This is a genomic window from Rhodococcus sp. PvR099 (assembly GCF_017833315.1).
Taxonomy (GTDB): domain Bacteria; phylum Actinomycetota; class Actinomycetes; order Mycobacteriales; family Mycobacteriaceae; genus Rhodococcus_G; species Rhodococcus_G oryzae.
This window is the reverse complement of record NZ_JAFIBV010000001.1, coordinates 2,429,595-2,453,804: the sequence shown is the minus strand read 5'-3', so window position 1 is coordinate 2,453,804 and position 24,210 is coordinate 2,429,595. Positions and strand designations below refer to the sequence as shown.

The window sequence follows — 24,210 nt, the reverse complement described above, 5'->3', positions numbered from 1 at the left end:
ATCGAAAGGGACGTGCGAGTGCATCGAGCGGGACGACGAACCCGACAGATCCTGCCGATCGCGACAGCCCTTGTCGCCGGCCTGATGCTGGCGGGCTGCACCGCGAACCCGCCGCCGCCGGTGGAGAGCACCGACAGTCCCAAGCCGACGACGGCGGTGCCCACCAAGAACACCGTCGTTGTCGCGATCGACGACGTGGGCCTCGGCTTCAATCCGCACCTGCTCTCCGACCAGTCGCCGGTCACGTCGGCGGTCAGCTCGATGGTGTTGCCGAGCGCCTTCCGTCCGGTCCCCAGCCCGACCCGGCCCGGCGGCACGGACTGGCTCCCCGACGAGTCCCTGCTGATCTCCGCGGACGTCACCTCCCAGAATCCCTTCACGGTCACGTACCAGCTCCGCAACGAGGCGCAGTGGTCCGACAGCGCGCCGATCGCCGCCGAGGACTTCCGCTACCTGTGGCGGCAGATGATCAGCCAGCCCGGCGTCGTCGACCCGGCCGGCTACGGCCTCATCACCGACATCGGCTCCTCGGGCGGCGGCAAGACCGTCACCGTCACGATGAGCTCGCCGTATCCGGCGTGGCGGGAGTTGTTCACGGACCTGCTGCCCTCGCACCTGGTGAAGGACTCGCCGGGCGGGTTCACCCGCGGACTGGCGGAGAACATCCCGGTGTCCGGCGCCGACTTCCACATCAAGTCCATCGACCGCGGCCGCGACGAGATCCTGCTCGAACGCAACGACCGGTTCTGGGGCAAGCCCGCGACCCCCGACCAGATCCTCATGCGTCGCGGTGGTTCGTCCGCGCAGTTGGCGGACTCGATCCGTTCCGGTGACGCCCAGGTCGCGCAGGTGCGGGGCAGCGGCCCGCTGCAGGCTCAGTTGGCCGCGATCCCCTCGGTGCGCGCCGCCGTCACCCCCGCGCCCCGGGTACTGGAGCTGACCTTGAACGGCAGGGTCCCCGCGCTCGCCGACCAGCGGCTGCGTCGCGGTCTGATGGGGCTGCTCAGCCCCGACCTGCTGGCCTCCGTAGGCACCCCGACCGGCGCGAACGCGACGCCGGCCCGAGCCCAGGTGCTGGCGCCGTCCGATCCGGGCTACGTCCCGACCGCGCCGCCCGCGCCGAGCCGCGAGCAGGCGCTCGGGTTGCTCGCCGAGGCGGGCTGGGTTCACACCCTCGTCGACGGCCCCGGTGAGACGGCGACGGCCAGGACCGCGAAGGACGGCGATCAGCTGGCCCTGGTGATCGGTGCGCCGGAGGGCGACGACTCCGCCATCGCGGTCGCGAACACGGCGGCCGACCAGCTCCGCGGCGCCGGGGTCGATGCCTCGGTGACGACGATGAGGCCGGACGAGCTGTACGGCAAGTCGCTCGTCGAGGGCGAGGTCGACGCCGTGGTCGGCTGGGCGCGCGCGGGCTCCGACCCGGCGACCTCGATGGCCTCCCGGTTCGCCTGCCCCCCGCCTGCGGCCCCGGCACCGTCCGGCGCAGGCGAGTCGACGGACGCCGAGCCCGACGTCGTGCCCGATCCGCTTGCCCCGAGCAATCTGTCGGGACTCTGTGACGCGGCCCTGCAGGCGGGCATCGACGAGGCGCTCCGCGGAACCGCGGACGTCGGACACGTGATCGCTCAGGCCGAGCCGAAGCTGTGGGATCTCGCCGCCGTGCTGCCCGTCCTGCAGGACACGACCGTGGTCGCGGCCGGGCCGGGCGTCCAGGGTGTTTCGCTGACCGGCGCGATCCAGGTCGGCATCTTCGCCGATGCCGCCGGCTGGTCAAGGAGCCCGCAGTGAGCGAACGTCGACTGCTGCTGGTGCACGCCCATCCCGACGACGAGACCCTCACCACCGGGGGCACCATCGCGCGGTACGCCGCCGAGGGCGCGCGGGTGACCGTGCTGACCTGCACGCTCGGCGAGGAGGGCGAGGTGATCGGTGAGCGGTGGGCGGGCCTCGTCGCGGACCGGGCCGATCAGCTCGGCGGCTACCGCATCCTCGAGTTGACCGAGGCGCTCGCGGCGCTGGGCGTCGACGGCCCCAGGTTCCTGGGCGGGGCGGGTCGCTGGCGGGATTCCGGCATGATCGGCACCCCGTCAGCCGCCAACCCGCGCGCGTTCGTGAACGCGGACCCCGAGGAGGCGGTCGAGGCTCTGGTCGCGGTGATCCGGGAGGTCCGTCCGCACGTGGTGGTCTGCTACGACCCGGACGGCGGCTACGGCCACCCCGATCACATCCAGGCGCACCGCTTCACGATGGCAGCGGCGTTGGCCGCGGGCACCGATATGTATCCGGCCGCGGGTCGGCCCTGGGAGCCGACGAAGGTGTATTGGACTGTCACCGAGGCGAACTCGTTGGCACAGGGGATCGAGTGCATCACCGAGATCCCGTCGTCGTGGCGGATTCCGGAGCCGGGGGAGTTGCCCTGTGTGCTCGACGAGACGGTGACCGCCGCGGTGGACGTGCGGGCTGTGCTCGAGGCCAAGCGGTCGGCGCTGACCGCGCACGCGACGCAGGTGACGGTGTCGGAGACCGGCTCGGAGTACGCGCTGTCGAACAACGTGGCGCAGCCGATCCTGGCCGAGGAACACTACGTTCTGGTGCGCGGCGCCCGCGGTGCGGTCGACGCCGACGGGCGCGAGCGGGACCTGTTCTCCGGCATCGCTTTCTAGCACGCGGCCGCCCCGAAGGCTTCCAGTCGCCCCACGGGGTGACCCGATCCGGGTTACCCTCGGTGTGCTTCATCAGTCGTACCTGAGTTTCTCGCACGTTGTATCCAGATCGATTGTCGATTTCCGGATCACGAAGGGATCAGCCCGATGGCGTTGCACAGGGTCACCGACAGGGGCGGGGACGCCCAAGACATCTACTCGACGCCGCTCAGCCGAGAAGTGTTGCCGAAGTACCAGATGCCGAAAGAAGCGTCGGACCCGCGGATCGCCTACGCACTGATCCACAGCGAACTCCAGCTGGACGGCAACTCCTCGCAGAACCTCGCGACGTTCTGCTCGACCTGGTCGGAGGACGAGGTCCACCGGCTGATGAACGACTGCCTCGACAAGAACATGATCGACAAGGACGAGTACCCGCAGACCGCGGAGATCGAGTCCCGGTGTGTGCACATGCTGGCGGACCTCTGGAACTCACCCTCCGGACGCGACACCATGGGCTGCTCCACGACCGGATCGAGCGAGGCCGCCATGCTCGGTGGGCTGGCCCTCAAATGGCGCTGGCGCGAGCGGCGGCAGGCGGAGGGCAAGCCCACCGACCGCCCGAACCTGGTGTGCGGGCCGGTGCAGATCTGCTGGGACAAGTTCGCCCGGTACTTCGACGTGGAACTGCGCCAGATCCCGCTCGAGCCCGGCGCGACGGGGATACGTCCGCACCAATTGCGGGAGTACGTCGACGAGAACACCATCGGTGTCGTCGCGATCCTCGGCGTGACCTACACCTGCGACTACGAGCCCGTCGAGGAGATCGCGGCGGAGCTGGACGCGATCATGGCGGACACCGGGCTGGACGTGCCCGTTCACGTCGACGCGGCCAGCGGGGGATTCATCGCCCCGTTCGTGCAGCCGGAGTTGTTGTGGGACTTCCGTATCCCGCGAGTGGCCTCCATCAACACCTCCGGTCACAAGTACGGACTGGCCCCGCTCGGGGTCGGCTGGGTGGTGTGGCGGTCGGCGGACCTGCTGCCCGAGGACCTGGTGTTCCGGGTGAGTTATCTCGGCGGCGACATGCCGACCTTCGCGCTCAACTTCTCCCGGCCGGGCGGCGAGATCGTCGCCCAGTACTACCTGTTGCTGCGCCTCGGCCGCGAGGGCTATCGCATGATCCAGCAGACGTGTGCCGAAACCGCCCAGGCCCTCGCCGAGGAGATCAAGACGATGGGGCCGTTCACCCTGCTCTACGACGGGACCGGCGGGCTGCCCGCGGTGTCCTACACCCTGACCGGCCCGGCGACGGCGGGCTTCTCGCTGTACGACCTCAGCGATGAGCTGCGGAGGCGCGGCTGGCAGGTGCCCTCGTACCCGTTGCCCGCGAACCGGCAGGAGACAGTCATCCAGCGGGTCCTGGTTCGGCACGGGATCTCCCGCGATGTGATCTCCCTGCTGGCCGAGGACATCCGTCGATCGCTGGCGCGGCTGGCAGGGGGCACGCCGTCCGACGAGGCGCGGGAAGGGTTCCATCACTGACGGGGTTCGGGTTCCTCCCGAGGCATGGGGTCGGCTGTGACGGCCGACCCCAATCCGATTAGACTGTGATGTGGGTCATAGCCGGGTCGGGCTGACGGAAGGATGTCGATGTACAACTGGAGTGTTCAGAACGCGATCGTGGCATTCGTGGATTCGCTGCGCCCCTACTCGGAACAGCATCACGAGATGTACATGAACGCGCTGTACAACTTCGTCGACATGCAGAGTCACCTGCTCACGCTCCTCGGCTACCCGCCGGTGGGCTGAAGCCCCCGCCTACGATTGGTGCCATGACATCCGGCACCAGCCCCGCACCGACCGGGCGCCGCATCCTCGACTCGGCGATTCTCGGCCTGCTGATGTTCGACGGCGCGCTCACGGCCGTGCTGGCCGTGCTCTTCCTGCCCACCTACCTGGGTTCGGTGGCGTTTCCGATCAGCGCGCTCGCCGCGGGTGTCGTCAACGTGTTGCTGGTGCTCGGGGCCCGCACCGTCACCGACCGGGCATCGATGGCGGCGCTGCCGCTGGTCGGCTGGTTCCTCGGCTTCGTGCTGTGCATGTTCGGCGGTCCGGGTGGGGACGCCCTGTTGCTCGCGAGCCCGCTGACCCTGGTGCTGCTCGGACTCGCGGTGGTGCCCGCCGGGCTGCTCCTGCTGAGGTTCGCCTCCGAGGACGCCGTCGCGCGCGGCAACTCCGCCCGCCGGGCCTAGGAGCGGCGGGCGAATAGGAGGGTGTCGGCTACGGGGGCAGCAACCCCGCAGCCCGACCGGCGTCGGACAACATCGCCTCGACCATCGCCTGCGTGAGCCTGCCGGTGAAGGTGTTCTGCTGGCTGACGTGGAAGCATCCGAACACCTCCAGCGCGCTGCCGTCACCGGTCGGGGGCAGGACAATGTGGGCGCCGTGGCCGAACTTCGGCCGCGGCCGCGGTACCGCCCAGCCGGCGTCGGTCAGTGCGGGAAACAGTGCCTGCCAACCGAATCCGCCGAGCACGACCACCGACCGCAGGGTCGGCGAGAGCAGCCGCAGTTCCTCGTCGATCCAGCGGCGGCAGGTGTCCCGCTCGGTGGGCGTCGGCTTGTTGTCCGGGGGAGCGCAGTGCACGGGTGCGGTGACCCTGACCCCACGCAGCCGCAGGCCGTCGTCGCGGCTGACCGCGGTCGGTTGGTTCGCCAGCCCGACCGCGTGCAGCGCCGCGTACAGCACGTCGCCACTGCGGTCACCGGTGAACATCCGACCGGTCCGGTTCCCGCCGTGCGCGGCGGGGGCGAGCCCGACGATCAACAGCGCGGCATCGGCCGGCCCGAACCCGGGAACGGGCCTGCCCCAGTAGGTCTCGTCGCGGAACGCGGCCCGCTTCTCGACGGCCACGCGCTCGCGCCACTCGACGAGCCGCGGGCAGCGTCTGCAGTTGACGAGCTCACCGTCCATCTCGGCGAGGGTGGCATGGGCTTCCACAGATCCGACGGTACCCGCGCGTGGTCCGGGCCCGTCAGGAGCAGGGAATCGTGCCCTGGAGGTTCGGATCGAGCGCCTTGCGCGCGAGGAAGACCGGAGCGGGGTGTTCGAGGAGCCCGACCTGCGGATTCGGGCCGGTGTCGAAGCTCTTCCTGGAGTGCCCGACAAAGAGGTCCTGGTTCTGGCACTCGTCCTGCACGTACACATTGCGGAGGGACGGTCCGGGGGCGGCGTCGAGGAACGACCCCGTGTACGGGGTGATGGTCCGGTCCGTTTTCGATGCGATGACGGTGTAGTCGATCCCCGGGAACGTCTCCTGGCCTGCGTTGAGTGTGGCCAGGAATTCCGATCCGATGATCTGCTGCTGCGAGGACTTCGAGGCGCCCGCTGCCCTGGCCGCCTCCACGGTCGGGTACTGGTCGCGGTAGCTCGTCCCGTGGGTGGACGGCGCGAGCATGACCAGGGTGTGAACCTTGCTGTTCGCGGGGTTCTGCTGGTCCGCCCCGCCGGCGAACCGGAGGTACTGCCGGGTCACGGTGCCGCCCTGCGAGTGCCCGACGACGTCGACCTGCGCGGAACCGGTTTCCGTCCGAACCTTGTCGACGAACTCGGCCAGTTCGACGGCCGCGTCCTCGATCGCCGCGTGTCCCCACCAGTCCCGGCCCGCCGGGATGGGGGTCGGGCCGAGGAAGAGTGAGGGGGCGAAGCCGTAGTTCAGCGCGAAGACGCAGTACCCATCGTCCTTGAGCGGCTTGATCAGCGGGCCCTGGTCGCTCGGGTTCTCCGTGTTGCCCCAGCTCTCCTGCATGCTCCTGCCGGTGCCGTGCACGAGCACGACCGGTCGAGGGTGCTCCGGCGACGGCTCACATTCCCAGTCGTTCGCGCCCGCGAGCAGTCCCTGTTCGGGCTCCGCGGCCGAACCCGTCATCGAGGACTGGGCGGACGCCGTCGCCGACGGGAGGATCGCGGTGGTGAGGGCGAACAGTGCGACGGTTGCGACGCTCGTCGCGACCGCGCGGAGCCGGTCGTTCACATGAGTACTCCTGGGGCTGGGTGCGGGAAATGCGAGACAGTGCAGCCGTCATCTGTAACACCCCCGACGGGGTCGGCGCAGGAGAATGCCCTCTTCGGTCAGTCTGCCGCCGCTCGCACTCTGAGCGTCAGCACCTGGAACGGCCTCAGCGTCACCGTGATCGCGTCGCCGTCGACCGTCGCGCCGGTGGGGGCGGCCACCGGCCGTTCGAGCAGGTCGACCGTCTCGACGCCCGCGTGCGGGAAGTCCACGTCGATCAGCGCGGTCGATCTGGCGCCGGTGGATTCGTACAGCCGGACCACGACGTCGCCGCCGCGGTCCTCGGCGAGCTTGACGGCCTCCACCACCACCGCGGGATTCGACACCCGCAGGAGCGGTTCGACCGGCGCGCCGCCCGTGATCGTGCGCGGCGGCAGGTTGATCCGATAGCCCTCGGCGACGGCGTCGCCGATCGTGGCACCCGGCCGGACGGAGACCCGCAACGTGTGTGCGCCCTGATCGGAGGTCGGGTCGGGGTACAGCGGCGCGCGCACTAGCGACAGACGCACCGTCGTGGTGCTGCCGCCGTCCTGCCGGGCGGAGCGTCCGATGTCGTGGCCGTAGGTGGCGTCGTTGGCCACCGCGACGCCGTACCCGGGCTCACCGACGTGCACCCAGCGGTGCGCGCAGATCTCGAACTTCGCGAAGTCCCAGGACGTGTTGGAGTGCGTCGGCCGGAAGACGTGGCCGAACTGTGTCTCCGCGGCGCTGCGGTCGGCGTGCACGTCGAACGGGAAGGCCAGCTTGAGCAGCTTCTGCCGTTCGTGCCAGTCGATCTCGTTGCTGATCTCCAGCGCGCGGGCGCCTGCGGCGAGCTCGAGCCGCTGCACGATTGTCGAGTCCCCGAACGACCTGCGCACCACAACGGAGTCGCCGTCACGATCGACGGAGTCGGGATCCCGCAGGTCGGTCACCGTGTGGCGATAGAACTCGTCGATGTCCCAGGCGTCCCACTGGTTCGGCACGTCCCGGTGCAGCTGGAGCAGGTTGCCGACCGCGCCGGGCGCGATGGCGTCGCGTCCGGTGTCGGCATCGGTCAGCGAGGTGATCAGGCCGTCGCGGTCGATCGTGACCCGGACGAGGCCGTTGTCGAGGACAAAACCCTTGCCGCGCCCGGTGATCCGGGTGGGGGCGGCCTCGGGGACGGCGGTCGCGATGCCGAGCGCGGGCACACCGTCGCGCGCCTGGGGGCTCGCGTTGAGGGTGAGGGTCGCCGAGCCCGCTCCGGTCAGTGCTCCCGCCGCGTCGGCGATGATCTCCTCCAGACCGGCCGCGACGGCGGCGTAGTTGCGTTCGGCGTCGCGGTGCACCCACGCGATGGAGCTGCCCGGCAGGATGTCGTGGAACTGCTGCAGCAGCACCAGATGCCAGAGCCGATCGAGCTCGTCGTACGGATAGTGCGCGCCGGCTCGCACGGCGGCCGTGGTCGCCCACAGTTCCGCCTCGCGCAGGAGGTGCTCGCTGCGCCGGTTGCCCTGCTTGGTCCTGGCCTGCGAGGTGTAGGTCCCGCGGTGCAGCTCCAGGTACAGCTCGCCGGACCACACGGGCGGGGTGGGGTACTCGGCCTCCGCCCGGCGGAAGAAGTTCGCGGGCGAGTCCAGCGTGACGGTGGGTGAGCCCTCGAGCGAACGGGTCCGCTCGGCCGCGGCCAGCATCTCGCGGGTCGGCCCGCCGCCGCCGTCGCCCCACCCGAACGGGACAAGGGACACCGTCCCCGCGCCCTGCTCCCGGTAGTTGCGCTGGGCGTGACCGAGGTCGTGTCCGGACAGGTCCGAGTTGTACTTGTCCACCGGGGGGAAGTGGGTGAAGACCTGGGTGCCGTCGATGCCCTCCCATCGAAAGGTATGGTGCGGCATCCGGTTCGTCTTGTTCCAGGAGATCTTCTGGGTGAGGAAGTACTGCGACCCCGACAGGCGGACCAACTGGGGCAGCGCGGCCGAATAGCCGAACGAATCGGGCAGCCAGACCTCTGGGGTGTCGACGCCGAACTCGTCGAGGAAGAACCGCTTGCCCGCAACGAACTGCCGCGCCATGGCCTCGCCGCCGGGCATGTTGGTGTCGGCCTCCACCCACATGCCGCCGACCGGGACGAACTGGCCGGCCGCGACCTTGTCTCGGATCCGTTCGAACAGCTCCGGATAGCCGTCCCTGACCCAGGCGAGCTGCTGCGCGGACGAGCAGGCGAACCGGAAGTCCGGGTGATCGTCCATCAGCGCAACGACATTGGAGAAGGTGCGGGCGCACTTTCGGATGGTCTCGCGCACCGGCCACAGCCAGGCCGAGTCGATGTGCGCGTGCCCGACGGCGATCAGGTTGTGCGCGCTGGCGTAGGCCGGTCGCGCCAGCACCTCGCGCAGTTGCTCGCGGCCGGCGGCGGCGGTGCCCGCGATGTCGTCCGGGTCGACGGTGTCGAGCATCCGCTCGAGGGCGCGCAGGATCTCGTGCCTGCGTGGCAGGTCGAACGGCAGCGCATGCATCAGGCCGCTGAGCGCCGCGATGTCCTGGGTCAGCTCCCACACCGTGCGGTCGCGAAGCGCGAAGTCGACCTGGCGGAGCTGGTAGATCGGTTCCTCGCCCGCGGTGTCCAGGTCGCCGAGGGCGGTGGGCTGGAAGCCGAAACTCCGTGCCACATCGGGATTCGCGGCCAGCTCGAGGTAGAGGTCGACCGGCCGGTGCGGATCAACCGGAAGATGGGTGTTGAACGGGGAGATCGCCTTGATGACGGTGCCGTCGGGGCGGTAGGCGAGCGCCTCGGCGTTGAAGCCGGGGCCGCCAGTGAAGCCGGGGTCGACCACCAGCTCCACCTCGACGTCGTCGCCCAGGCCCCGCCAGCGATCCGGCACGCGCCCGGTCACGTGGAGCCACATCGTCCCCCACGGCCTGCCCCAGCGGGTCCCGATCGCGATGGGCGCGAACTCCTGCCTCAGTGCCTCCGTGACAGGCACCGGCTCGCCCGGCACCTGCCACGCCGTGAGCTCGGCCGGGACGGTGTCCCGGTAGAGCGCCCCGCCGAGCCGCTGATCGACGAACCGCCGCAGCCGCTCCTCCACGATTTCGCGATCGTCGTGCATCGGTGTCCTCCGTGCGTCGATGAGGGGATCGGCTCAGGTGTCGCGGGTCCAGATGTCCCCCGCGCCAGGGGTCACCGTCTCGATCAGGGCCCAGGCGCGGTCGGCGGGCAGATCGAGGACCTCGTAGTGGCCTGCCCCGGCCGGGGTGGCCGCCACCACGGTGGCGACGCCGGCGCGCCGCTGGAACCAGCTCTGCCGCACGGTCCATCCGATGATGCCGTCGGCCTCGAGGCTGGCCCGGCTGCGGTCCAGCGAGCCGCTGCGGGTGATGAGCCATCCGGGCGGCGTGGCGTGACCGAGGCCCCGATAGCGGTCCCAGGCCAGCGCGGTGGCGGCCGCGGCCAGGGCCGCGAGGCCGGCCCACGCCTGCCACCCCAGCGGCACCCCCAGCGCCGTCGCGACCGCGGTCGCAACGGCCAGCGCTGCCACCGGGAGCAGTGCCCGGGTGTACCGGCGGCGTCTGGCGGCCGGGCCGTGTGGGGCGAGTTCCACGGGGGAGTGGTCGCCACCAAGGACGACGGCCGCCACCCGCTCGGCCTCGGCCCGCGGCGCCTGCGGCATCAGCAGGGTGGACTGTCCCTTGCCGGAGCTGATCCCGGTCATGATCGCGTCGAGGTGGGCGCCGCCCGCGGCCCGCAGCAGCAGCGGCTCGCGCAGCGAGGTCCCGCGCAGCCGGGCCCTGTCCAGGGTGGTCTGCCTGATCTTGAGCAGGCCGTGGCTGACGTGCAGCACCTTGCCGTTGTCGGTGACCCGGAGGTTGCCGAACGCGATGAGGTAGCGCACGCAGGAGAGCCCGCTCGCCACGACGATGAGCGCGACCAGCCCGAGCGCGACGGCGGCGGCGATGCCGAGGTGCTGCATGGAGTCGACTCCTCGACTCACCGCCGAGGAATCGGCGATCCGCTTGCCGAGCCCGTATTGGAAGGCGAGGCCGATCGCGGCGGCCACCGTCAGCACCCCGGTGACGGAGAACGGTGCGTAGCGGACCCAGGCGGGTGTCCAGTGCGCGATCTCCGTTTCTCGGCGCGGGGTACCCGCGTCCGCTCCCAGCTGCGCCGCCTCGGCATCGACGGGCGCCGCCGGTTCCCGGTGCCCGGCCAGCAGGGCCGCGCGCAGGGCGGGGACAAGGGCGGAATCGAGCGCGTTGAGTTCGAACCTCTTGGAGTCGCCGTGTCCGGACTGCTGGCCGGTGCCGATCCGGACGACGGACAGGCCCAGAACCCTGTGCAGTACACCGGATTCCACGTCGACCGAGCGGATCCTGTTGCGCGGAACCGAGAGCAGGTTCTTCTGGAACACCCCGGTGCGCAGCTGCACGTGGACCGGGCCGATCCGGTAACCGGTGGTGAACCAGCGCAGCAGCGCGTACGCCACCAGGACGGCGACGACGATCAGACCGAACGTGTGGTTGCCGCTCTGGGTGCCGACGACCAGTGAGATCAGCAGCACCGGTAGCAGTTTGACGACCTCGTCGACCGGATGGACGAGCAACATCCGCTTGTCGAGCCGCAGCCACGGCTGTTCCTGCTCGGCCGCCAACGCGGCTGCGCCCGAGGCCTCCGGTGGGGCGGTACCGGGCGCGGGGTGCGGTGTCGCGTAGTGCGGAGGGGCAGGATGCCCTGGTGCGGTCACGTCGCGTCCCCGACGTTGCGGCCCGCGATCTCGGTGAGCTGCGCGACGGTCCGGTCCGCGACCTCGCGGTCGAGCGCGGTGATGGTGACCGCACCCGCGGACGAGGCGGTGGTGACGGTGACCGTGGCGAGGCCGAGCATCCGGTCGAGCGGTCCACGCTCGGTGTCGACCGTCTGCACCCGGGAGATCGGGGCGATGCGGCGCTCCTGGGTGAACCATCCGGTCTTCGTGTACACCGCGTCGGCGCTGATCTCCCAGCGGTGCACGCGGTACCGCCACTGCGGGACGACAAGGACGTGCGTCGCCGCCACCGCGAGGCTGACGACGAACACCGCGACGTGCGGCCACGTGGTCCAGCGCCCGTCGACGAATCCCCAGACGATCTGGGCGATGAAGACCGGGATCCACATCAGCGCGGCGTTGATCGCCCACAACTGCGGGGCGCGGGTGCTGGGTCGCCACTGGGGGTCGGCCATGGTGACGACGGGGGGCGGGGGAGTGCTCACCTCTCCAGCCTGCCCGATCTGGTGCCGTCGCAGTGCGATCATCCGTCGGTTTCGGCCGATGTCGCCCCACGCCCACGGGTCCTCGGGAGGGTTAGCCTGGGAGAGGCGAGGGAAGGAACGACCATGGACCGATTCGATCCCGCCTCCGGACCCGAGGTCCCCGAGGCCGACCACGCCGAGCAGGAGACACCTGTCGTCGAGCAGGACGACGCGGACACCACGGCGGAAGTGGCGCCCGGCTCGCTCGAGGTCAACGACGCCGACGCGGCCGAACAGGCGCGTGTCGTGCCGGACGACGACGAGTATCCGCACGGGTGACGGGGCGCGTTTGCTGCGGTGGGAGGCCTCCCCCTGGCAGGTCCAACGGGTGATGGCGCATGATCGAACGCGTGAGCACTGACGACGCCCCCTCGACCACGCCCGCGATGCTGCCCGATCCCGCGATGCCGTCGGGATCCGCGCAGGTGGGTGCACCGGCTCCGCCCGCAGGTCTGGCGGCCCCTTCGGCGTCCGCGATGCGCAGGGCGCTGCGCCGCGCTCGCGACGGCGCCACCCTCAACGTCGACGAGGCGACGGTGCTGCTGCACGCCCGCGGTGCCGACCTCGAGGATCTGTGCACCTCGGCGGCACGGGTCCGCGACGCGGGCCTCGAGGCGGCGGGGCGGCCGAAGACGGTCAGCTACTCGCGCAAGGTGTTCATCCCGCTGACCCGGCTGTGCCGCGACAAGTGCCATTACTGCACGTTCGTCACCGTCCCCGGCAAGCTGCGGGCCGAGGGCCGGGGGATGTACCTGGACCCGGACGAGGTGCTCGACATTGCCCGCCGCGGCGCCGAACTCGGCTGCAAGGAGGCGCTGTTCACCCTCGGTGACCGGCCCGAGGAGCGGTGGCCGGAGGCGCAGGAGTGGCTCGAGTCCCGGGGCTACGACTCCACCCTGGATTACGTGCGCGCGATGTCGATCCGGGTGCTCGAGGAGACCGGACTGCTGCCGCACCTGAACCCGGGCGTGATGAGCTGGGAGGAGATCTCACGGCTCAAGCCGGTCGCGCCGTCGATGGGCATGATGCTCGAGACCACGTCCACCCGGCTCTTCACCGAGAAGGGCGAATGCCACTACGGCAGCCCCGACAAGGATCCGGCCGTGCGGTTGCGCACGCTCACCGACGCGGGCAGGCTCTCGGTCCCGTTCACCACCGGCATCCTGGTCGGCATCGGCGAGACGATGACCGAACGTGCCGAGTCCATTCTCGCGATCCGCAAGTCGCACAAGGCGTTCGGTCACATCCAGGAAGTCATCATCCAGAACTTCCTGGCCAAGGACGACACCGCGATGCGCGACGCGCCGGACGCGGGAATCGAGGAGTTCCGGGCCGCCATCGCCGTCGCCCGGCTGTTGCTCGGGCCCGGCATGCGGATCCAGTCGCCGCCGAACCTGGTGTCCGCCGACGAGTGCCTCGCCCTGATCGCCGCGGGCGTCGACGACTGGGGCGGCGTCTCGCCGCTCACCCCGGACCACGTCAACCCCGAGCGGCCGTGGCCGAACCTCGACACGCTGGCCGCGATCACCGCCGAGGCGGGCTACACCCTCACCGAGCGGACGGCCGCGCAGCCGCCGTACGTGCTCGCCGGCTCGCCGTGGATCGACCCCCGCATCTCCGCGCACGTCCAGGCCCTCGCCGACCCGGTGACCGGGCTGGCCAGGCCGGACACCCGACCGACCGGCCTGCCCTGGCAGGAGCCGGACGAGGCGTGGGTGTCGGCCGGGCGCATCGACCTGAACACCGCGATCGACACCGAGGGCCGCAACACCGAGACCCGCAGCGACCTCGGCAGCGCGTTCGGTGACTGGGACTCGGTCCGCGAACAGGTCCTCGAGCTGTCCAACCAGGGCGCGCCGGTGCGGCTCGACTCCGAGGTGCTGGCGGCGCTGCGCAGCGCCGAGCGCGACCCCGGCGCCTGCACCGACGACGAGTACCGGGCCCTGGCGACCGCAGACGGCGAGGGCCTCGAGGCGATGGTCGCGCTGGCCGACGCCCTGCGCCGTGACGCCGTGGGCGACGACGTCACGTACGTGGTGAACAGGAACATCAACTTCACCAACATCTGCTACACCGGCTGCCGGTTCTGCGCCTTCGCGCAGCGCAAGGGCGACGCCGACGCGTTCACCCTGTCCACCGCCGAGGTGGCCGACCGGGCGTGGGAGGCTCACGTCGCCGGGGCCACCGAGGTGTGCATGCAGGGCGGTATCGACCCCGAGTTGCCCGTCACCGGCTACGCGGACCTGGTCCGCGCCGTCAAGGCGCGGGTGCCGTCGATGCACGTGCACGCCTTCAGCCCGATGGAGATCGTCAACGGCGCCTCCCGCGGCGGGCAGAGCGTGCGGGACTGGCTGACCGACCTGCGCGCGGCGGGCCTGGACTCGATCCCCGGCACCGCGGCGGAGATCCTCGACGACGAGGTGCGCTGGGTGCTCACCAAGGGCAAGCTGCCGACGAGCACCTGGATCGACGTGGTCACCACCGCGCACGAGGTGGGTCTGCGATCCAGCTCGACGATGATGTACGGACACGTCGATCAGCCGCACCACTGGGTGGGGCACCTCAACGTGCTCCGCGGAATCCAGGACCGCACGGGCGGATTCACCGAGTTCGTCCTGCTGCCGTTCGTGCACCAGAGTTCGCCGCTGTACCTGGCGGGGGCGTCGAGGCCGGGGCCGACGCAGCGAGACAACCGGGCCGCGCACGCGCTGGCCCGGATCATGCTGCACGGGCGGATCCACAACATCCAGACCAGCTGGGTCAAGCTCGGGGTCGCGGGCACGCAGGCGATGCTCCAGGGTGGCGCCAACGACCTGGGCGGCACCTTGATGGAGGAGACCATCTCGCGGATGGCCGGTTCGCAGCACGGATCGGAGATGACGGTGGCGGAGCTGCGGGCGATCGCCGAGGGGATCGGACGCCCGGCCCGGCAGCGCACGACAGGTTATGCCGAGAGGGTGGGAGTGGCATGAGCGAGAAGGATCGGATCGGCGACGGCAGGGTCGTCGCGGTGCTCGACCGCGCGGCCTGGGGGATCAACCCGGTGCTCGACCTGATGAGCACCGATCCGCTGCGGATCAAGGCGAGGACGTTCACGCCTACCGCCGAGCAGCGCACGATCGTCGGGACGAGCGAAGCGACGGGGGGCGTTCTCGAGAAGGTGCTCGACGCGGCGGCCTGGCTGCTCGATGTCGCCGAGGTGCCCGGCACCGCGGCGTGGGAGCGGGCGAGCGACGAGCGTCGCGCCCGATGGTGGGTGACCCGGCTAGGCGCGCTGAACACCATCGCGGTGGCGTTTCCCGGCGTGTTCGGCCCGCTCGTCCGGCGGCTGCCGATCCAGGACCTGCTGGCGTTCGCGAATCAGACGCTGGTGCTGGTCGCGGTGGCCAGGGAGCTCGGCGTCACCGATCGCAGCGCCCAGGTGGATCTGCTCGCCTCGGTGCTCTGCCGCAGGCAGACCGACGCCAGGACGCTGCTCGCGCACCCGGATGCGACGCCCCCCGAGGCCGGTTCGTCCTGGCGGCCGTTCGCCCTGCTCGGCGCGATGTGGACCACCTCCCGGATGCTCCGGGCGATCCCCGACGAGCTCGGGAAGCGGCCGAGGCCGGGCCAGCCCTATCGGACCCTCGGGAAGCTGCCCCTGGTCGGCGCGGTGGCGGACTACCTCGGTGAGCGGGGCGCCCTCGCCCGGGCGGCCGCGCAGGGGCAGCGCTGGATCGACGGCCACACGGTGCGGACGGCGGCGGGCAGATCGGGCTTGCAGGGCCTGTCGAGCGTCTGACTTTCGACCCGGTGCCGCGGGCCGCTCCGCAGTAGTCTGTGGGTGTTCCCCGGTTTCGCGTCGAATCCGGCGGTCAGGGCACCCTAAGCGGGTGTGCCCGGCTCGGGGAGGAGATACTGGTAACTCGTGGGCGGACATGGGGGTTCGCCCGGCGTGATGGTTTTTGACGAAAGGCAGGGAGAGCAGCAGTGCCCTACACGATTGCTGAACCGTGCGTGGATGTTCTCGACAAGGCGTGCATCGAGGAATGCCCTGTCGACTGTATCTACGAGGGTGGCCGCATGCTCTACATCCACCCCGATGAGTGCGTGGACTGCGGCGCCTGCGAGCCCGTCTGCCCCGTCGAGGCGATCTTCTACGAAGACGACGTCCCGGATCAGTGGAACGCCTACGTGAGCGCGAACGTCGACTTCTTCGTCGAGCTCGGATCTCCCGGTGGCGCCGCCAAGCTCGGCAAGGTCGATTACGACCCGCCGTTCATCAAGGCGCTGCCGCCGATGGGCGAGCACTGAGTTGCTCGGTACCACCGTGACCGGTCGCACCCGGGTTCCCGTGTCCGCGGGGCTGCCCGACTTCCCCTGGGACTCGTTGGCAGAGGCCAAGGCCAAGGCCGAGTCCCACCCCGACGGGATCGTCAACCTCTCCGTCGGCACGCCTGTCGATCCGGTGGACCCGCTGATCCGCGAGGCGCTCGCCTCCGTGTCGGAGGTGCCGGGATACCCGACCACGCACGGCACCCCCGAGTTGCGCGCGGCCGCGGTCGGTGCGCTGACCCGGCGGTACGGGGTCACCGGGCTCGATCCGGCGGCCGTGCTGCCCGCGATCGGCACCAAGGAAGCGATCGCCTGGCTGCCGCGTCTGCTGGGGTTGGGCGCCGATGACCTGGTCGTGATCCCCGAGGTCGCCTACCCCACCTACGAGGTGGGCGCGCTGCTCGCCGGCGCCAGGGTGCTGCGCGCCGACGGCACCATGCGGCTCGGCCCCGAGAGCCCGGCGCTGATCTTCATCAACTCGCCGTCGAACCCGACCGGCAAGGTGCTCGGCATCGACCACCTGCGCAAGGTCGTCGACTTCGCCCGGCAGCGCGGCGCGATCGTCGTCTCCGACGAGTGCTACCTGGGCCTGACCTGGGAGGCCGAGGCGTACTCGATCCTCGACCCCCGCGTCTGCGACGGCGACCACACCGGCCTGCTTGCGGTGCACTCGCTGTCGAAGACCTCGAACCTGGCCAGCTACCGGGCCGGCTTCATCACCGGCGACGCCGCCCTGGTCGCGGAACTGCTCGAGGTGCGCAAGCACGCCGGGATGATCATGCCGTTCCCCGTGCAGGCCGCGATGACCGCGGCGCTGAACGACGACGCGCACGAGAACGCGCAGCGCGAGCGGTACCGCGCGCGCCGCGAGGTGCTGCTGCCCGCCGTGCGCGCCGCCGGGTTCACGGTCGACAGCTCGGAGGCCGGCCTGTACCTGTGGGCCACCCGCGAGGAGGCCTGCCGGGACACCGTGGACTGGTTCGCGGACCGCGGCATCCTGGTCGCGCCCGGTGACTTCTACGGCCCCGGCAGCAGGCGGCACGTGCGGATCGCGCTCACCGCGACCGACGAGCGGATCGCCGCCGCCGCGACGCGACTCACTGCCTGACCCTCGTTACCTGGCCGCGGACCCGCCACGGCGCTAGCCTGGGGGCGGAGTTCCTCGTTGCCGGGGTACCGCCCCTGCAGCGTCCCCTCGCGGGCAGGAGGCAGCATGGACGCCGTCACTCGGGTTCCTTCGCCCAGCAACGAACCGGTGTACTCGTACGCACCGGGTAGCCGCGAGCGGCTGTTGCTCACCGCCAAGCTCACCGTGCTGGCCTCGGATCCGCTCGAGTTGCCGCACGTGATCGGTGGCGTACACCGGCAGGGCGCCGGTGAGCGGGTGGACGTCGTTCAACCACATCGGCATTCGGCCGTGCTCGGGACGCTCACCAACGCCACCCACGAGGACGCGGACGAGGCGATCGAGGCCGCGGTCGCCGCCGCGCCCGGCTGGCGGGCCCTGTCCTTCGACGACCGGGCCGCCGTGCTGCTGCGGGCCGCGGACCTGCTCTCCGGTCCCTGGCGGGAGACGCTGGCCGCCGCGACCATGCTCGGGCAGTCCAAGTCGGTCCAGCAGGCCGAGATCGACGCGCCGTGCGAGCTGATCGACTTCTGGCGGTTCAACGTGCACTTCGCCCGGCAGATCCTGGCGGATCAGCCGGTCTCCGGTCCTGGGGTGTGGAACCGGCTCGAGTACCGGCCGCTCGAGGGATTCGTCTACGCGATCACGCCGTTCAATTTCTCCGCCATCGCGGGCAATCTACCGACCGCACCCGCGCTGATGGGCAACACCGTCGTCTGGAAACCGTCGACCACGCAGACCGTCGCCGCCTACTGGACGATGAGGCTGCTGGAGGAGGCGGGGTTGCCGCCGGGCGTGATCAACCTGGTCACCGGCTCGGGCGCCGCGGTTTCCGATGTGGCGCTGAGCGATCCGCGCCTGGCCGGCATCCACTTCACCGGCTCGACCAGGACCTTCCAGCATCTCTGGCGGGAGGTGGGGGCCAATATCGGCTCGTACCGCGGCTATCCGCGGTTGGTCGGCGAGACCGGCGGCAAGGATTTCGTGGTCGCGCATTCCTCGGCGAATCCCGAGGTGCTGAGCACCGCACTGGTGCGCGGCGCCTTCGAGTACCAGGGCCAGAAGTGCTCCGCGGCGTCCCGCGCCTACGTCCCGAAGTCGGTGTGGCACAGGATGGGAGAGTCCTTCCTGGCCGAGGTCGATCAGCTCAGCTACGGCGACGTGACGGACCTGTCGAACTTCGGAGGGGCACTCATCGACCGCGCGGCCTACGACAAGAACGTCGCCGCGATCGAGCGGGCGCGGGACGCCGCCGGGGTGCAGGTCGCGGTCGGTGGAAAGTACGACGACAGCGAGGGATACTTCGTCCGGCCGACGGTGCTGCTCGCCGGGGATCCGCGCGACGAGGCCTTCGCCACCGAGTACTTCGGGCCGATCCTGTCGGTGCACGTCTACGACGACGACAAGCCCGGCGCGTTCGAGGACCTGCTCGCGGTGGTGGACTCGAGTGCTCCCTACGCGCTCACCGGATCGATCATCGCGGACGACCGGGTCGCGGTCGACAAGGCGTCCACGGCACTGCGATTCGCGGCGGGCAACTTCTACGTCAACGACAAACCGACCGGTGCCGTGGTCGGACAGCAACCCTTCGGTGGGGCCCGCGCGTCCGGCACCAACGACAAGGCCGGCTCGCCGATCAACCTGCTCCGCTGGACATCCGCCCGGACCATCAAGGAGACCTTCGTCCCACCGACGGACCACCGCTATCCGCACATGGAGCCGGAAGAATAGCCGTGGTGGCGCAGGTGTTCGAGAACCCGCTGCGGCCCGCGATCCTGGCGGCTGCGCGATCGACGACGCTCAAGGCCGCGATCACCAGGGCGCCCGTCACCCGATCCATCGTCAAACGGTTCATCGCGGGGGAGACCAGGGCGGAGGCGCTGACGGCCGCGCGCGCGATCCTCGACACCGGCAGGCTGATCAGCATCGACCACCTCGGCGAGGACACCACCGACGAGGCCAAGGCGGGGGCCGCCGTCGCCGAGTACCTGGCCCTGCTCTCCGACCTGGCGGAGCTGCCGGAGGCGAGGGAGCCCGGCGGGGTGCGCCCACTCGAGGTGTCGGTGAAGCTGTCCGCGCTGGGGCAGGCGCTGCCGGTCGACGGCCGCGAGATCGCGTTGGCGAACGCGAGGACGCTGTGCGCCGCCGCGGAGCGGGCCGGGGTCTGGATCACCGTCGACGCCGAGGACCACACCACCACCGACTCCACCCTGTCCATCGTCCGCGAACTGCGCGCTGACCATCCGTGGCTGGGCGCGGTGCTGCAGTCGTACCTGCGCCGCGCCGAAACGGACTGCCGCGACCTGGCGGGCCCGGAATCGCGGATCCGGCTGTGCAAGGGCGCCTACCGGGAGCCGGAATCGGTCGCCTTCCAGGCCAAGGCGGACGTGGACGCCTCCTACCTGCGCTGCCTGCGGGTGCTGATGGAGGGCGGCGGCTACCCGATGGTGGCCTCCCACGACCCGGTCATCATCGCGGAGGCCGACTCGATGGCGTCGGGGTCGGGGCGGGACTCGGCGGACTTCGAACACCAGATGCTCTACGGGATCAGGGACGGCGAACAGCTCCGCCTTGCCGGGCTCGGCGCCCAGATGCGGGTCTACCTGCCGTACGGCGGCCAATGGTACGGCTACTTCATGCGCAGGCTCGCGGAGCGGCCCGCCAACCTGGGCTTCTTCGTCCGTTCGGTCTTCACGAGGGACTGAGGAGGGATAACCGCCCGGTGGGTGGGAACGGCTATGGAGAACGGGTTCTCGGCCAAGGAGATTGAAGGGAGCTGTGACCGGTATCACTGCGGTCACCCCGGGGGCCGCTGAACGAGAGGACGCTTCATGACCAACGTGGAAACCGAGATAACCGATGAGGTCCGCGTCATCGACCAGGGCACCCCGCCCGCTCGCTTCGCACGTGGCTGGCACTGCCTGGGGCTGGCGGAGGAGTTCCGCGACGGGAAGCCGCACTCCATCGAGGCCTTCGGGACCAAGCTCGTCGTGTTCGCCGACAGCAACGGCGAGATCAAGATCCTCGACGCCTACTGCAGGCACATGGGCGGCGACCTGAGCCAGGGCACCGTCAAGGGCGACTCCATCGCCTGCCCGTTCCACGACTGGCGCTGGGGCGGCAACGGCAAGTGCACCGCCATCCCCTACGCCCGCCGCGTCCCGCCGCTGGCCCGCACCCGCGCCTGGAAGATCATGGAGCAGGACGAGCTGCTGTTCGTCTGGAACGACCCGGAGGGCAACCCGCCGCCCGCGGACGTGACGATCCCGCAGATGTGCCCCGAGGGCACGGAGTGGACCGACTGGGTGTGGAAGTCGATCGTCATCGACACCAACTGCCGCGAGATCATCGACAACGTCGTCGACATGGCGCACTTCTTCTACGTGCACTACTCGTTCCCGACGTACTTCAAGAACATCTTCGAGGGACACGTCGCGATCCAGGAGTACGAGGGCGTCGGCCGTGAGGACATCACCGAGTGGGACGACCCGGACGTCCCGCAGCTGGTCTCGACCACCTCGACGGCGGCGTACCACGGCCCGTCGTTCATGATCGACGACCTGACCTACCACTACGAGCACTTCAAGGCCGAGTCGATCCTCATCAACTGCCACTACCCGGTCGGCCCGGACCAGTTCGTGCTGATGTACGGCATCAAGGTCAAGAAGACGCCGGAGGTCCCGGCGGAGATCGCCGACCAGATGGTGCAGGCGATGATCGGCTACATCGGCATCGGCTTCGAGCAGGACATCGAGATCTGGAAGAACAAGACCCGGATCGACAACCCGCTGCTCACCAACGAGGACGGCCCCGTCTACCAGCTGCGCCGCTGGTACGAGCAGTTCTACGTCGACGTCGCCGACGTCAAGCCGGAGATGGTTGACCGCTTCGAGTTCGAGCTCGACACCACAAGGCCGGTCGAGGCGTGGAAGCAGGAAGTGGCCGACAACATCGCCCGCAAGGCCGACGCGGAGGCCTCGGCCTGATGGAGCCGGTCGATTGCGAACGCTGCGGCAACCGGGTGCTCGTCGAGAAGAACAGCTGGGAGCACACCACTGTCCAGTGGAGCACCGACCACCCCGAGGTAATCTGCGAGAAGTACCAGCAGGACCCTTCGCTCACCCAGCGCGGTGCGCGTATCGGGCGCTGTTCGGCGTTGCGCGAATCGATCCGCAAGGCCGTCCTGGACGGACGCATCCCCGTTCCGGAATGAGCTACCGCCCTCGCCGGGCGCGGCGTGAGCACGCCGCGCCCGGCGAGTCTCGCAGGCCTGCATCGGATTCCTGGATTGCCGGGTTTGTCTGATATCCCTTGGGGATGAGTGCACCCAAGCAAGTCCAAGACGTCGCGGCACCCCGGAAACGGAAGAGCCGAGTCCTGAGTGTCCTCGGCGTCGTCGTCGGCGCCGTCGTCGGCTATGTGGTCATCACTCCAGTCATCCGCGGCGAGGACACACCGCAGCCGACCGTCGGGGAGTCGGCCGCCCCGCGGGCGGCGGACGCAGGCGATCGCGCCTCCGCGGCGCAGGCCGCCCTCGATGCGGAAACGCACTGTGAGAAAGCAGTTGCGGAGCGACTGAATTCGCCTGTGACCCCGGGATTCCCGGAGGCGCACGAGACGAGTCTCGCGGGGCTCGGCCACGAGGTCCGTGGCGTGGTCGATTCGCAAGACGGGTCCGGGGCGAGTGTCCGCAGCACCTTCGAATGCACCGTGTTCCCGGTCGGCGCCGGGCAGTTCTCCGTGACGGTGACCGAGCTGTCCGAGCAGTGAGCTGGTAGCCCCACGGCGTAGCGATCAGGTTCGAGCGCCGACCGGCCGCGCGTCGCCGCCGCGCCGGTAGGACAGCGCGTAGAGCGTGAACCCGACGACGGGCAGGATGATGTCGAACCACAGCGGTGCACCGATGTTGCCCGACTTGGTGTTGTCCTCGGCGATCCAGAAGTACACGTGGCCCGCCGCGTCGCCGAAGTACTGGATCGTGGTGACTGTCAGCAGCGCCAGCCAGAAGTAACCGCGGAACCAGAAGCACAGGACGCCGGTGACGCCGATCGCGAGGTCACCCATCGCGTTCTCGAACTGGAATCCGCCGTCGCCCCTGGTGTATCCGATCATCTCGGCGATGGCAGGTCCGTCGAACACGTGGAAGGCGGCGCCGACCACCGAGCTCAGCCCGATCGCCAGCACCAGCCACCACACGAGGTAGGTGTCGATCACCGCCGCGGGCCTGGTGTCCGTCCGATGCCTGCGGACCTGTATCGCGGCGACGATCAACGCCAGCGCAACGGCGATCACAGTGGTCACGGGACTCCTCGGGTTGACCGTCACAGGCGTCGATTCCATGGTTGCGGCTCGGGCGTCGTCGTGTTGCCCTTTTGGTGAACGCTCCGTGTGAGACGCTGGGCTGGTGCTGCTTCGATCGCTAGACGCCCTCGCCGTCGCCCGAGGCGACGATGTCGCCGACGCCGTCCGGATCGGCGACACCACGCTCTCGCGCAGCGACCTCCTCGGCGCTGCCGGAGCGCTCGCCAAGCGCATCGGCGGCGCCGAGCGGGTCGCCGTCCTCGCCACGCCGACCGCGTCGACGGTGATCGCGGTGGTCGGTTGCCTGCTCGCTGGCGTCACGGTCGTGCCGGTGCCGCCGGACTCCGGTCAGACCGAGTTGAGCCACATTCTGTCCGATTCGGGGGCCCAGGCCTGGCTCGGGAACGCTCCTGACGGTAGCGGGTTGCCGGTCGTGCCGGTGCGGTTGCACACCCGTGACTGGCACTCTCACCCAGAACCGCCCCCGTCCTCGATCGCCTTCGTGCTGTACACCTCCGGCACCACGGGTCCGCCGAAGGGCGTGCTGCTGAGCAGGGGAGCCATCGCCGCCGGCCTCGACGCGCTCGCGGATGCCTGGAAATGGACCGCGAACGACACACTGGTGCACGGACTTCCGCTGTTCCACGTGCACGGACTGATCCTGGGGCTGCTCGGCCCGCTGCGGGTCGGCAGCAGGCTGGTCCACACCGTGCGGCCCACGCCCGAGGCGTATGCGCAGGCCCACGGATCGCTCTACTTCGGCGTGCCGACGGTGTGGTCGCGGATCGTCGAGGACGAGGTGTCGGCCAAGTCGCTGAGCGGCGCCCGGCTGCTGGTCTCCGGCAGCGCCCCGCTCCCGGTGCCGGTGTTCGAGCGGCTCGCGGACCTGACCGGGCTGGTGCCGATCGAGCGATATGGCATGAGCGAGACCATGATCACGGTCAGCACCCGCGTCGGCGGCGAGCACCGCCCCGGTTGGGTGGGGCTGCCGGTGGCGGGCGCCGAGACCCGGCTGATCGACGAGGACGGGACCCCGGTCCCGCACGACGGCGAGAGCATCGGCGGACTGCAGGTGCGGGGGCCGATGCTGTTCGACGGGTATCTGAACCGCCCGGACGCGACCGCGGCGTCGTGGACCGAGGACGGCTGGTTCAAGACCGGGGATGTCGCGGTGATCGACGAGCACGGATTCCATCGCATCGTCGGCCGCGAATCGACCGACCTGATCAAGTCCGGTGGGTACCGGATCGGGGCGGGGGAGGTGGAGGCCTCGCTGTTGGGGCACCCGGCGGTCCGCGAGGTCGCGGTGGTCGGGGTGCCGGACGCCGACCTCGGTCAGCGGCTGGTCGCCTACGTGGTCGGCGAGGTGCCCTCGCCCGAGGACCTGATCGAGCACGTGGTCGCGGAGCTGTCCGCGCACAAGCGGCCCCGCGAGATCCGGGTGGTGGACTCGTTGCCGCGCAACGCACTCGGCAAGGTACAGAAGAACCAGCTCGGCTGA

At 70.2% G+C, this 24,210-nt stretch carries 22 protein-coding genes; 16 read left to right on the top strand and 6 right to left on the bottom strand.

The genetic code is table 11. The annotated features are described in order from the left end of the window. The first annotated feature begins 84 nt into the window (after nucleotides 1–84). The 5 genes from JOE46_RS11100 to JOE46_RS11080 all read left to right on the top strand — a co-directional run bounded on the left by JOE46_RS11100 (nucleotide 85) and on the right by JOE46_RS11080 (nucleotide 4,900). The gene (locus JOE46_RS11100; protein WP_097212628.1) at nucleotides 85–1,791 is read left to right on the top strand and encodes an ABC transporter family substrate-binding protein; all 1,707 of its coding nucleotides are present in this window, start codon (nucleotides 85–87) and stop codon (nucleotides 1,789–1,791) included. Beyond that, nucleotides 1,788–2,666, top strand: a complete 879-nt coding sequence (mshB, locus tag JOE46_RS11095) for an N-acetyl-1-D-myo-inositol-2-amino-2-deoxy-alpha-D-glucopyranoside deacetylase (RefSeq protein WP_097212561.1) — start codon at nucleotides 1,788–1,790, stop codon at nucleotides 2,664–2,666. Before JOE46_RS11100 ends, mshB begins: the two co-directional genes overlap by 4 nt. Nucleotides 2,667–2,813: 147 nt before the next feature. Next, nucleotides 2,814–4,190 carry a glutamate decarboxylase gene (locus JOE46_RS11090; RefSeq protein WP_209927229.1) on the top strand — a complete coding sequence of 459 codons (1,377 nt, stop codon included), beginning with the start codon at nucleotides 2,814–2,816 and terminating at the stop codon, nucleotides 4,188–4,190. Between the two features lie 108 nt (nucleotides 4,191–4,298). Continuing rightward, nucleotides 4,299–4,457, top strand: a complete 159-nt coding sequence (locus JOE46_RS11085) for a hypothetical protein (protein ID WP_179800604.1) — start codon at nucleotides 4,299–4,301, stop codon at nucleotides 4,455–4,457. Between the two features lie 23 nt (nucleotides 4,458–4,480). Then, a complete protein-coding gene (locus JOE46_RS11080) occupies nucleotides 4,481–4,900 on the top strand; it encodes a hypothetical protein (protein WP_097212559.1) in 420 nt (139 codons plus the stop codon). Between the two features lie 28 nt (nucleotides 4,901–4,928). Here JOE46_RS11080 and JOE46_RS11075 read toward each other — a convergent pair whose 3' ends face one another. The 5 genes from JOE46_RS11075 to JOE46_RS11060 all read right to left on the bottom strand — a co-directional run bounded on the left by JOE46_RS11075 (nucleotide 4,929) and on the right by JOE46_RS11060 (nucleotide 11,899). Then, the gene (locus tag JOE46_RS11075; RefSeq protein ID WP_245221638.1) at nucleotides 4,929–5,621 is read right to left on the bottom strand and encodes a uracil-DNA glycosylase; all 693 of its coding nucleotides are present in this window, start codon (nucleotides 5,619–5,621) and stop codon (nucleotides 4,929–4,931) included. A 61-nt stretch (nucleotides 5,622–5,682) separates the two neighbouring features. Further along, nucleotides 5,683–6,681 (bottom strand): alpha/beta fold hydrolase, encoded by a 999-nt coding sequence (locus JOE46_RS26420; RefSeq protein WP_307861277.1) that lies wholly within the window; start codon nucleotides 6,679–6,681, stop codon nucleotides 5,683–5,685. Nucleotides 6,682–6,779: 98 nt separating this feature from the next. Then, nucleotides 6,780–9,791 (bottom strand): glycoside hydrolase family 38 C-terminal domain-containing protein, encoded by a 3,012-nt coding sequence (locus tag JOE46_RS11070; protein WP_209927227.1) that lies wholly within the window; start codon nucleotides 9,789–9,791, stop codon nucleotides 6,780–6,782. 33 nt (nucleotides 9,792–9,824) lie between these two features. Further along, nucleotides 9,825–11,285 carry a PH domain-containing protein gene (locus tag JOE46_RS11065; protein WP_209929073.1) on the bottom strand — a complete coding sequence of 487 codons (1,461 nt, stop codon included), beginning with the start codon at nucleotides 11,283–11,285 and terminating at the stop codon, nucleotides 9,825–9,827. 134 nt (nucleotides 11,286–11,419) lie between these two features. After that, nucleotides 11,420–11,899, bottom strand: a complete 480-nt coding sequence (locus tag JOE46_RS11060) for a PH domain-containing protein (RefSeq protein WP_097212625.1) — start codon at nucleotides 11,897–11,899, stop codon at nucleotides 11,420–11,422. 153 nt (nucleotides 11,900–12,052) lie between these two features. Here JOE46_RS11060 and JOE46_RS11055 point away from each other — a divergent pair, with 153 nt between their 5' ends. The 10 genes from JOE46_RS11055 (at nucleotide 12,053) to JOE46_RS11010 (ending at nucleotide 22,178) form a co-directional block, all read left to right on the top strand. Next, nucleotides 12,053–12,247: a hypothetical protein gene (locus JOE46_RS11055; RefSeq protein WP_097212556.1), complete on the top strand. Its 195-nt coding sequence runs from the start codon at nucleotides 12,053–12,055 to the stop codon at nucleotides 12,245–12,247. A gap of 107 nt (nucleotides 12,248–12,354) precedes the next feature. Beyond that, nucleotides 12,355–14,940, top strand: a complete 2,586-nt coding sequence (locus JOE46_RS11050) for a bifunctional FO biosynthesis protein CofGH (protein WP_097212624.1) — start codon at nucleotides 12,355–12,357, stop codon at nucleotides 14,938–14,940. Next, nucleotides 14,937–15,749 (top strand): hypothetical protein, encoded by an 813-nt coding sequence (locus JOE46_RS11045; RefSeq protein ID WP_097212555.1) that lies wholly within the window; start codon nucleotides 14,937–14,939, stop codon nucleotides 15,747–15,749. Before JOE46_RS11050 ends, JOE46_RS11045 begins: the two co-directional genes overlap by 4 nt. 188 nt (nucleotides 15,750–15,937) lie before the next feature. Further along, the gene (fdxA, locus tag JOE46_RS11040) at nucleotides 15,938–16,261 is read left to right on the top strand and encodes a ferredoxin (protein WP_097212554.1); all 324 of its coding nucleotides are present in this window, start codon (nucleotides 15,938–15,940) and stop codon (nucleotides 16,259–16,261) included. A gap of 40 nt (nucleotides 16,262–16,301) precedes the next feature. Continuing rightward, complete coding sequence (gene dapC, locus JOE46_RS11035; RefSeq protein WP_097212623.1) at nucleotides 16,302–17,390, top strand: succinyldiaminopimelate transaminase; 1,089 nt, start codon at nucleotides 16,302–16,304, stop codon at nucleotides 17,388–17,390. A gap of 105 nt (nucleotides 17,391–17,495) precedes the next feature. Beyond that, nucleotides 17,496–19,139 (top strand): L-glutamate gamma-semialdehyde dehydrogenase, encoded by a 1,644-nt coding sequence (gene pruA / locus JOE46_RS11030; protein ID WP_097212553.1) that lies wholly within the window; start codon nucleotides 17,496–17,498, stop codon nucleotides 19,137–19,139. Between the two features lie 2 nt (nucleotides 19,140–19,141). Then, the gene (locus tag JOE46_RS11025) at nucleotides 19,142–20,113 is read left to right on the top strand and encodes a proline dehydrogenase family protein (protein WP_097212552.1); all 972 of its coding nucleotides are present in this window, start codon (nucleotides 19,142–19,144) and stop codon (nucleotides 20,111–20,113) included. Between the two features lie 126 nt (nucleotides 20,114–20,239). After that, nucleotides 20,240–21,394 (top strand): Rieske 2Fe-2S domain-containing protein, encoded by a 1,155-nt coding sequence (locus tag JOE46_RS11020; protein ID WP_097212551.1) that lies wholly within the window; start codon nucleotides 20,240–20,242, stop codon nucleotides 21,392–21,394. Continuing rightward, nucleotides 21,394–21,621 (top strand): hypothetical protein, encoded by a 228-nt coding sequence (locus JOE46_RS11015; RefSeq protein WP_209927226.1) that lies wholly within the window; start codon nucleotides 21,394–21,396, stop codon nucleotides 21,619–21,621. The genes JOE46_RS11020 and JOE46_RS11015 overlap by 1 nt, the downstream gene beginning before the upstream one ends. A 104-nt stretch (nucleotides 21,622–21,725) precedes the next feature. Then, nucleotides 21,726–22,178, top strand: coding sequence for a hypothetical protein (locus tag JOE46_RS11010; RefSeq protein ID WP_097212549.1), 453 nt, complete (start codon nucleotides 21,726–21,728; stop codon nucleotides 22,176–22,178). A 24-nt stretch (nucleotides 22,179–22,202) separates the two neighbouring features. Here the strand turns inward: JOE46_RS11010 and JOE46_RS11005 are convergent, their stop codons facing one another. Beyond that, nucleotides 22,203–22,709, bottom strand: coding sequence for a DUF6790 family protein (locus JOE46_RS11005; protein ID WP_209927225.1), 507 nt, complete (start codon nucleotides 22,707–22,709; stop codon nucleotides 22,203–22,205). Between the two features lie 103 nt (nucleotides 22,710–22,812). Here JOE46_RS11005 and JOE46_RS11000 point away from each other — a divergent pair, with 103 nt between their 5' ends. Beyond that, on the top strand, nucleotides 22,813–24,210 hold the full coding sequence (locus JOE46_RS11000) for an acyl-CoA synthetase (RefSeq protein WP_097212547.1): 1,398 nt from the start codon (nucleotides 22,813–22,815) through the stop codon (nucleotides 24,208–24,210).

Bases quoted from the DNA above. Each gene is read 5' to 3' on its own strand.
- JOE46_RS11100 (WP_097212628.1), top strand. From the start codon at position 85: ATGCTGGCGGGCTGCACCGCGAACCCGCCGCCGCCGGTGGAGAGCACC.
- JOE46_RS11090 (WP_209927229.1), top strand. From the start codon at position 2,814: ATGGCGTTGCACAGGGTCACCGACAGGGGCGGGGACGCCCAAGACATC.
- JOE46_RS11085 (WP_179800604.1), top strand. From the start codon at position 4,299: ATGTACAACTGGAGTGTTCAGAACGCGATCGTGGCATTCGTGGATTCG.
- JOE46_RS11080 (WP_097212559.1), top strand. From the start codon at position 4,481: ATGACATCCGGCACCAGCCCCGCACCGACCGGGCGCCGCATCCTCGAC.
- JOE46_RS11075 (WP_245221638.1), bottom strand. From the start codon at position 5,621: ATGGACGGTGAGCTCGTCAACTGCAGACGCTGCCCGCGGCTCGTCGAG.
- JOE46_RS11070 (WP_209927227.1), bottom strand. From the start codon at position 9,791: ATGCACGACGATCGCGAAATCGTGGAGGAGCGGCTGCGGCGGTTCGTC.
- JOE46_RS11065 (WP_209929073.1), bottom strand. From the start codon at position 11,285: ATGTTGCTCGTCCATCCGGTCGACGAGGTCGTCAAACTGCTACCGGTG.
- JOE46_RS11060 (WP_097212625.1), bottom strand. From the start codon at position 11,899: ATGGCCGACCCCCAGTGGCGACCCAGCACCCGCGCCCCGCAGTTGTGG.
- JOE46_RS11055 (WP_097212556.1), top strand. From the start codon at position 12,053: ATGGACCGATTCGATCCCGCCTCCGGACCCGAGGTCCCCGAGGCCGAC.
- JOE46_RS11050 (WP_097212624.1), top strand. From the start codon at position 12,355: ATGCTGCCCGATCCCGCGATGCCGTCGGGATCCGCGCAGGTGGGTGCA.
- JOE46_RS11045 (WP_097212555.1), top strand. From the start codon at position 14,937: ATGAGCGAGAAGGATCGGATCGGCGACGGCAGGGTCGTCGCGGTGCTC.
- pruA (WP_097212553.1), top strand. From the start codon at position 17,496: ATGGACGCCGTCACTCGGGTTCCTTCGCCCAGCAACGAACCGGTGTAC.
- JOE46_RS11020 (WP_097212551.1), top strand. From the start codon at position 20,240: ATGACCAACGTGGAAACCGAGATAACCGATGAGGTCCGCGTCATCGAC.
- JOE46_RS11015 (WP_209927226.1), top strand. From the start codon at position 21,394: ATGGAGCCGGTCGATTGCGAACGCTGCGGCAACCGGGTGCTCGTCGAG.
- JOE46_RS11010 (WP_097212549.1), top strand. From the start codon at position 21,726: ATGAGTGCACCCAAGCAAGTCCAAGACGTCGCGGCACCCCGGAAACGG.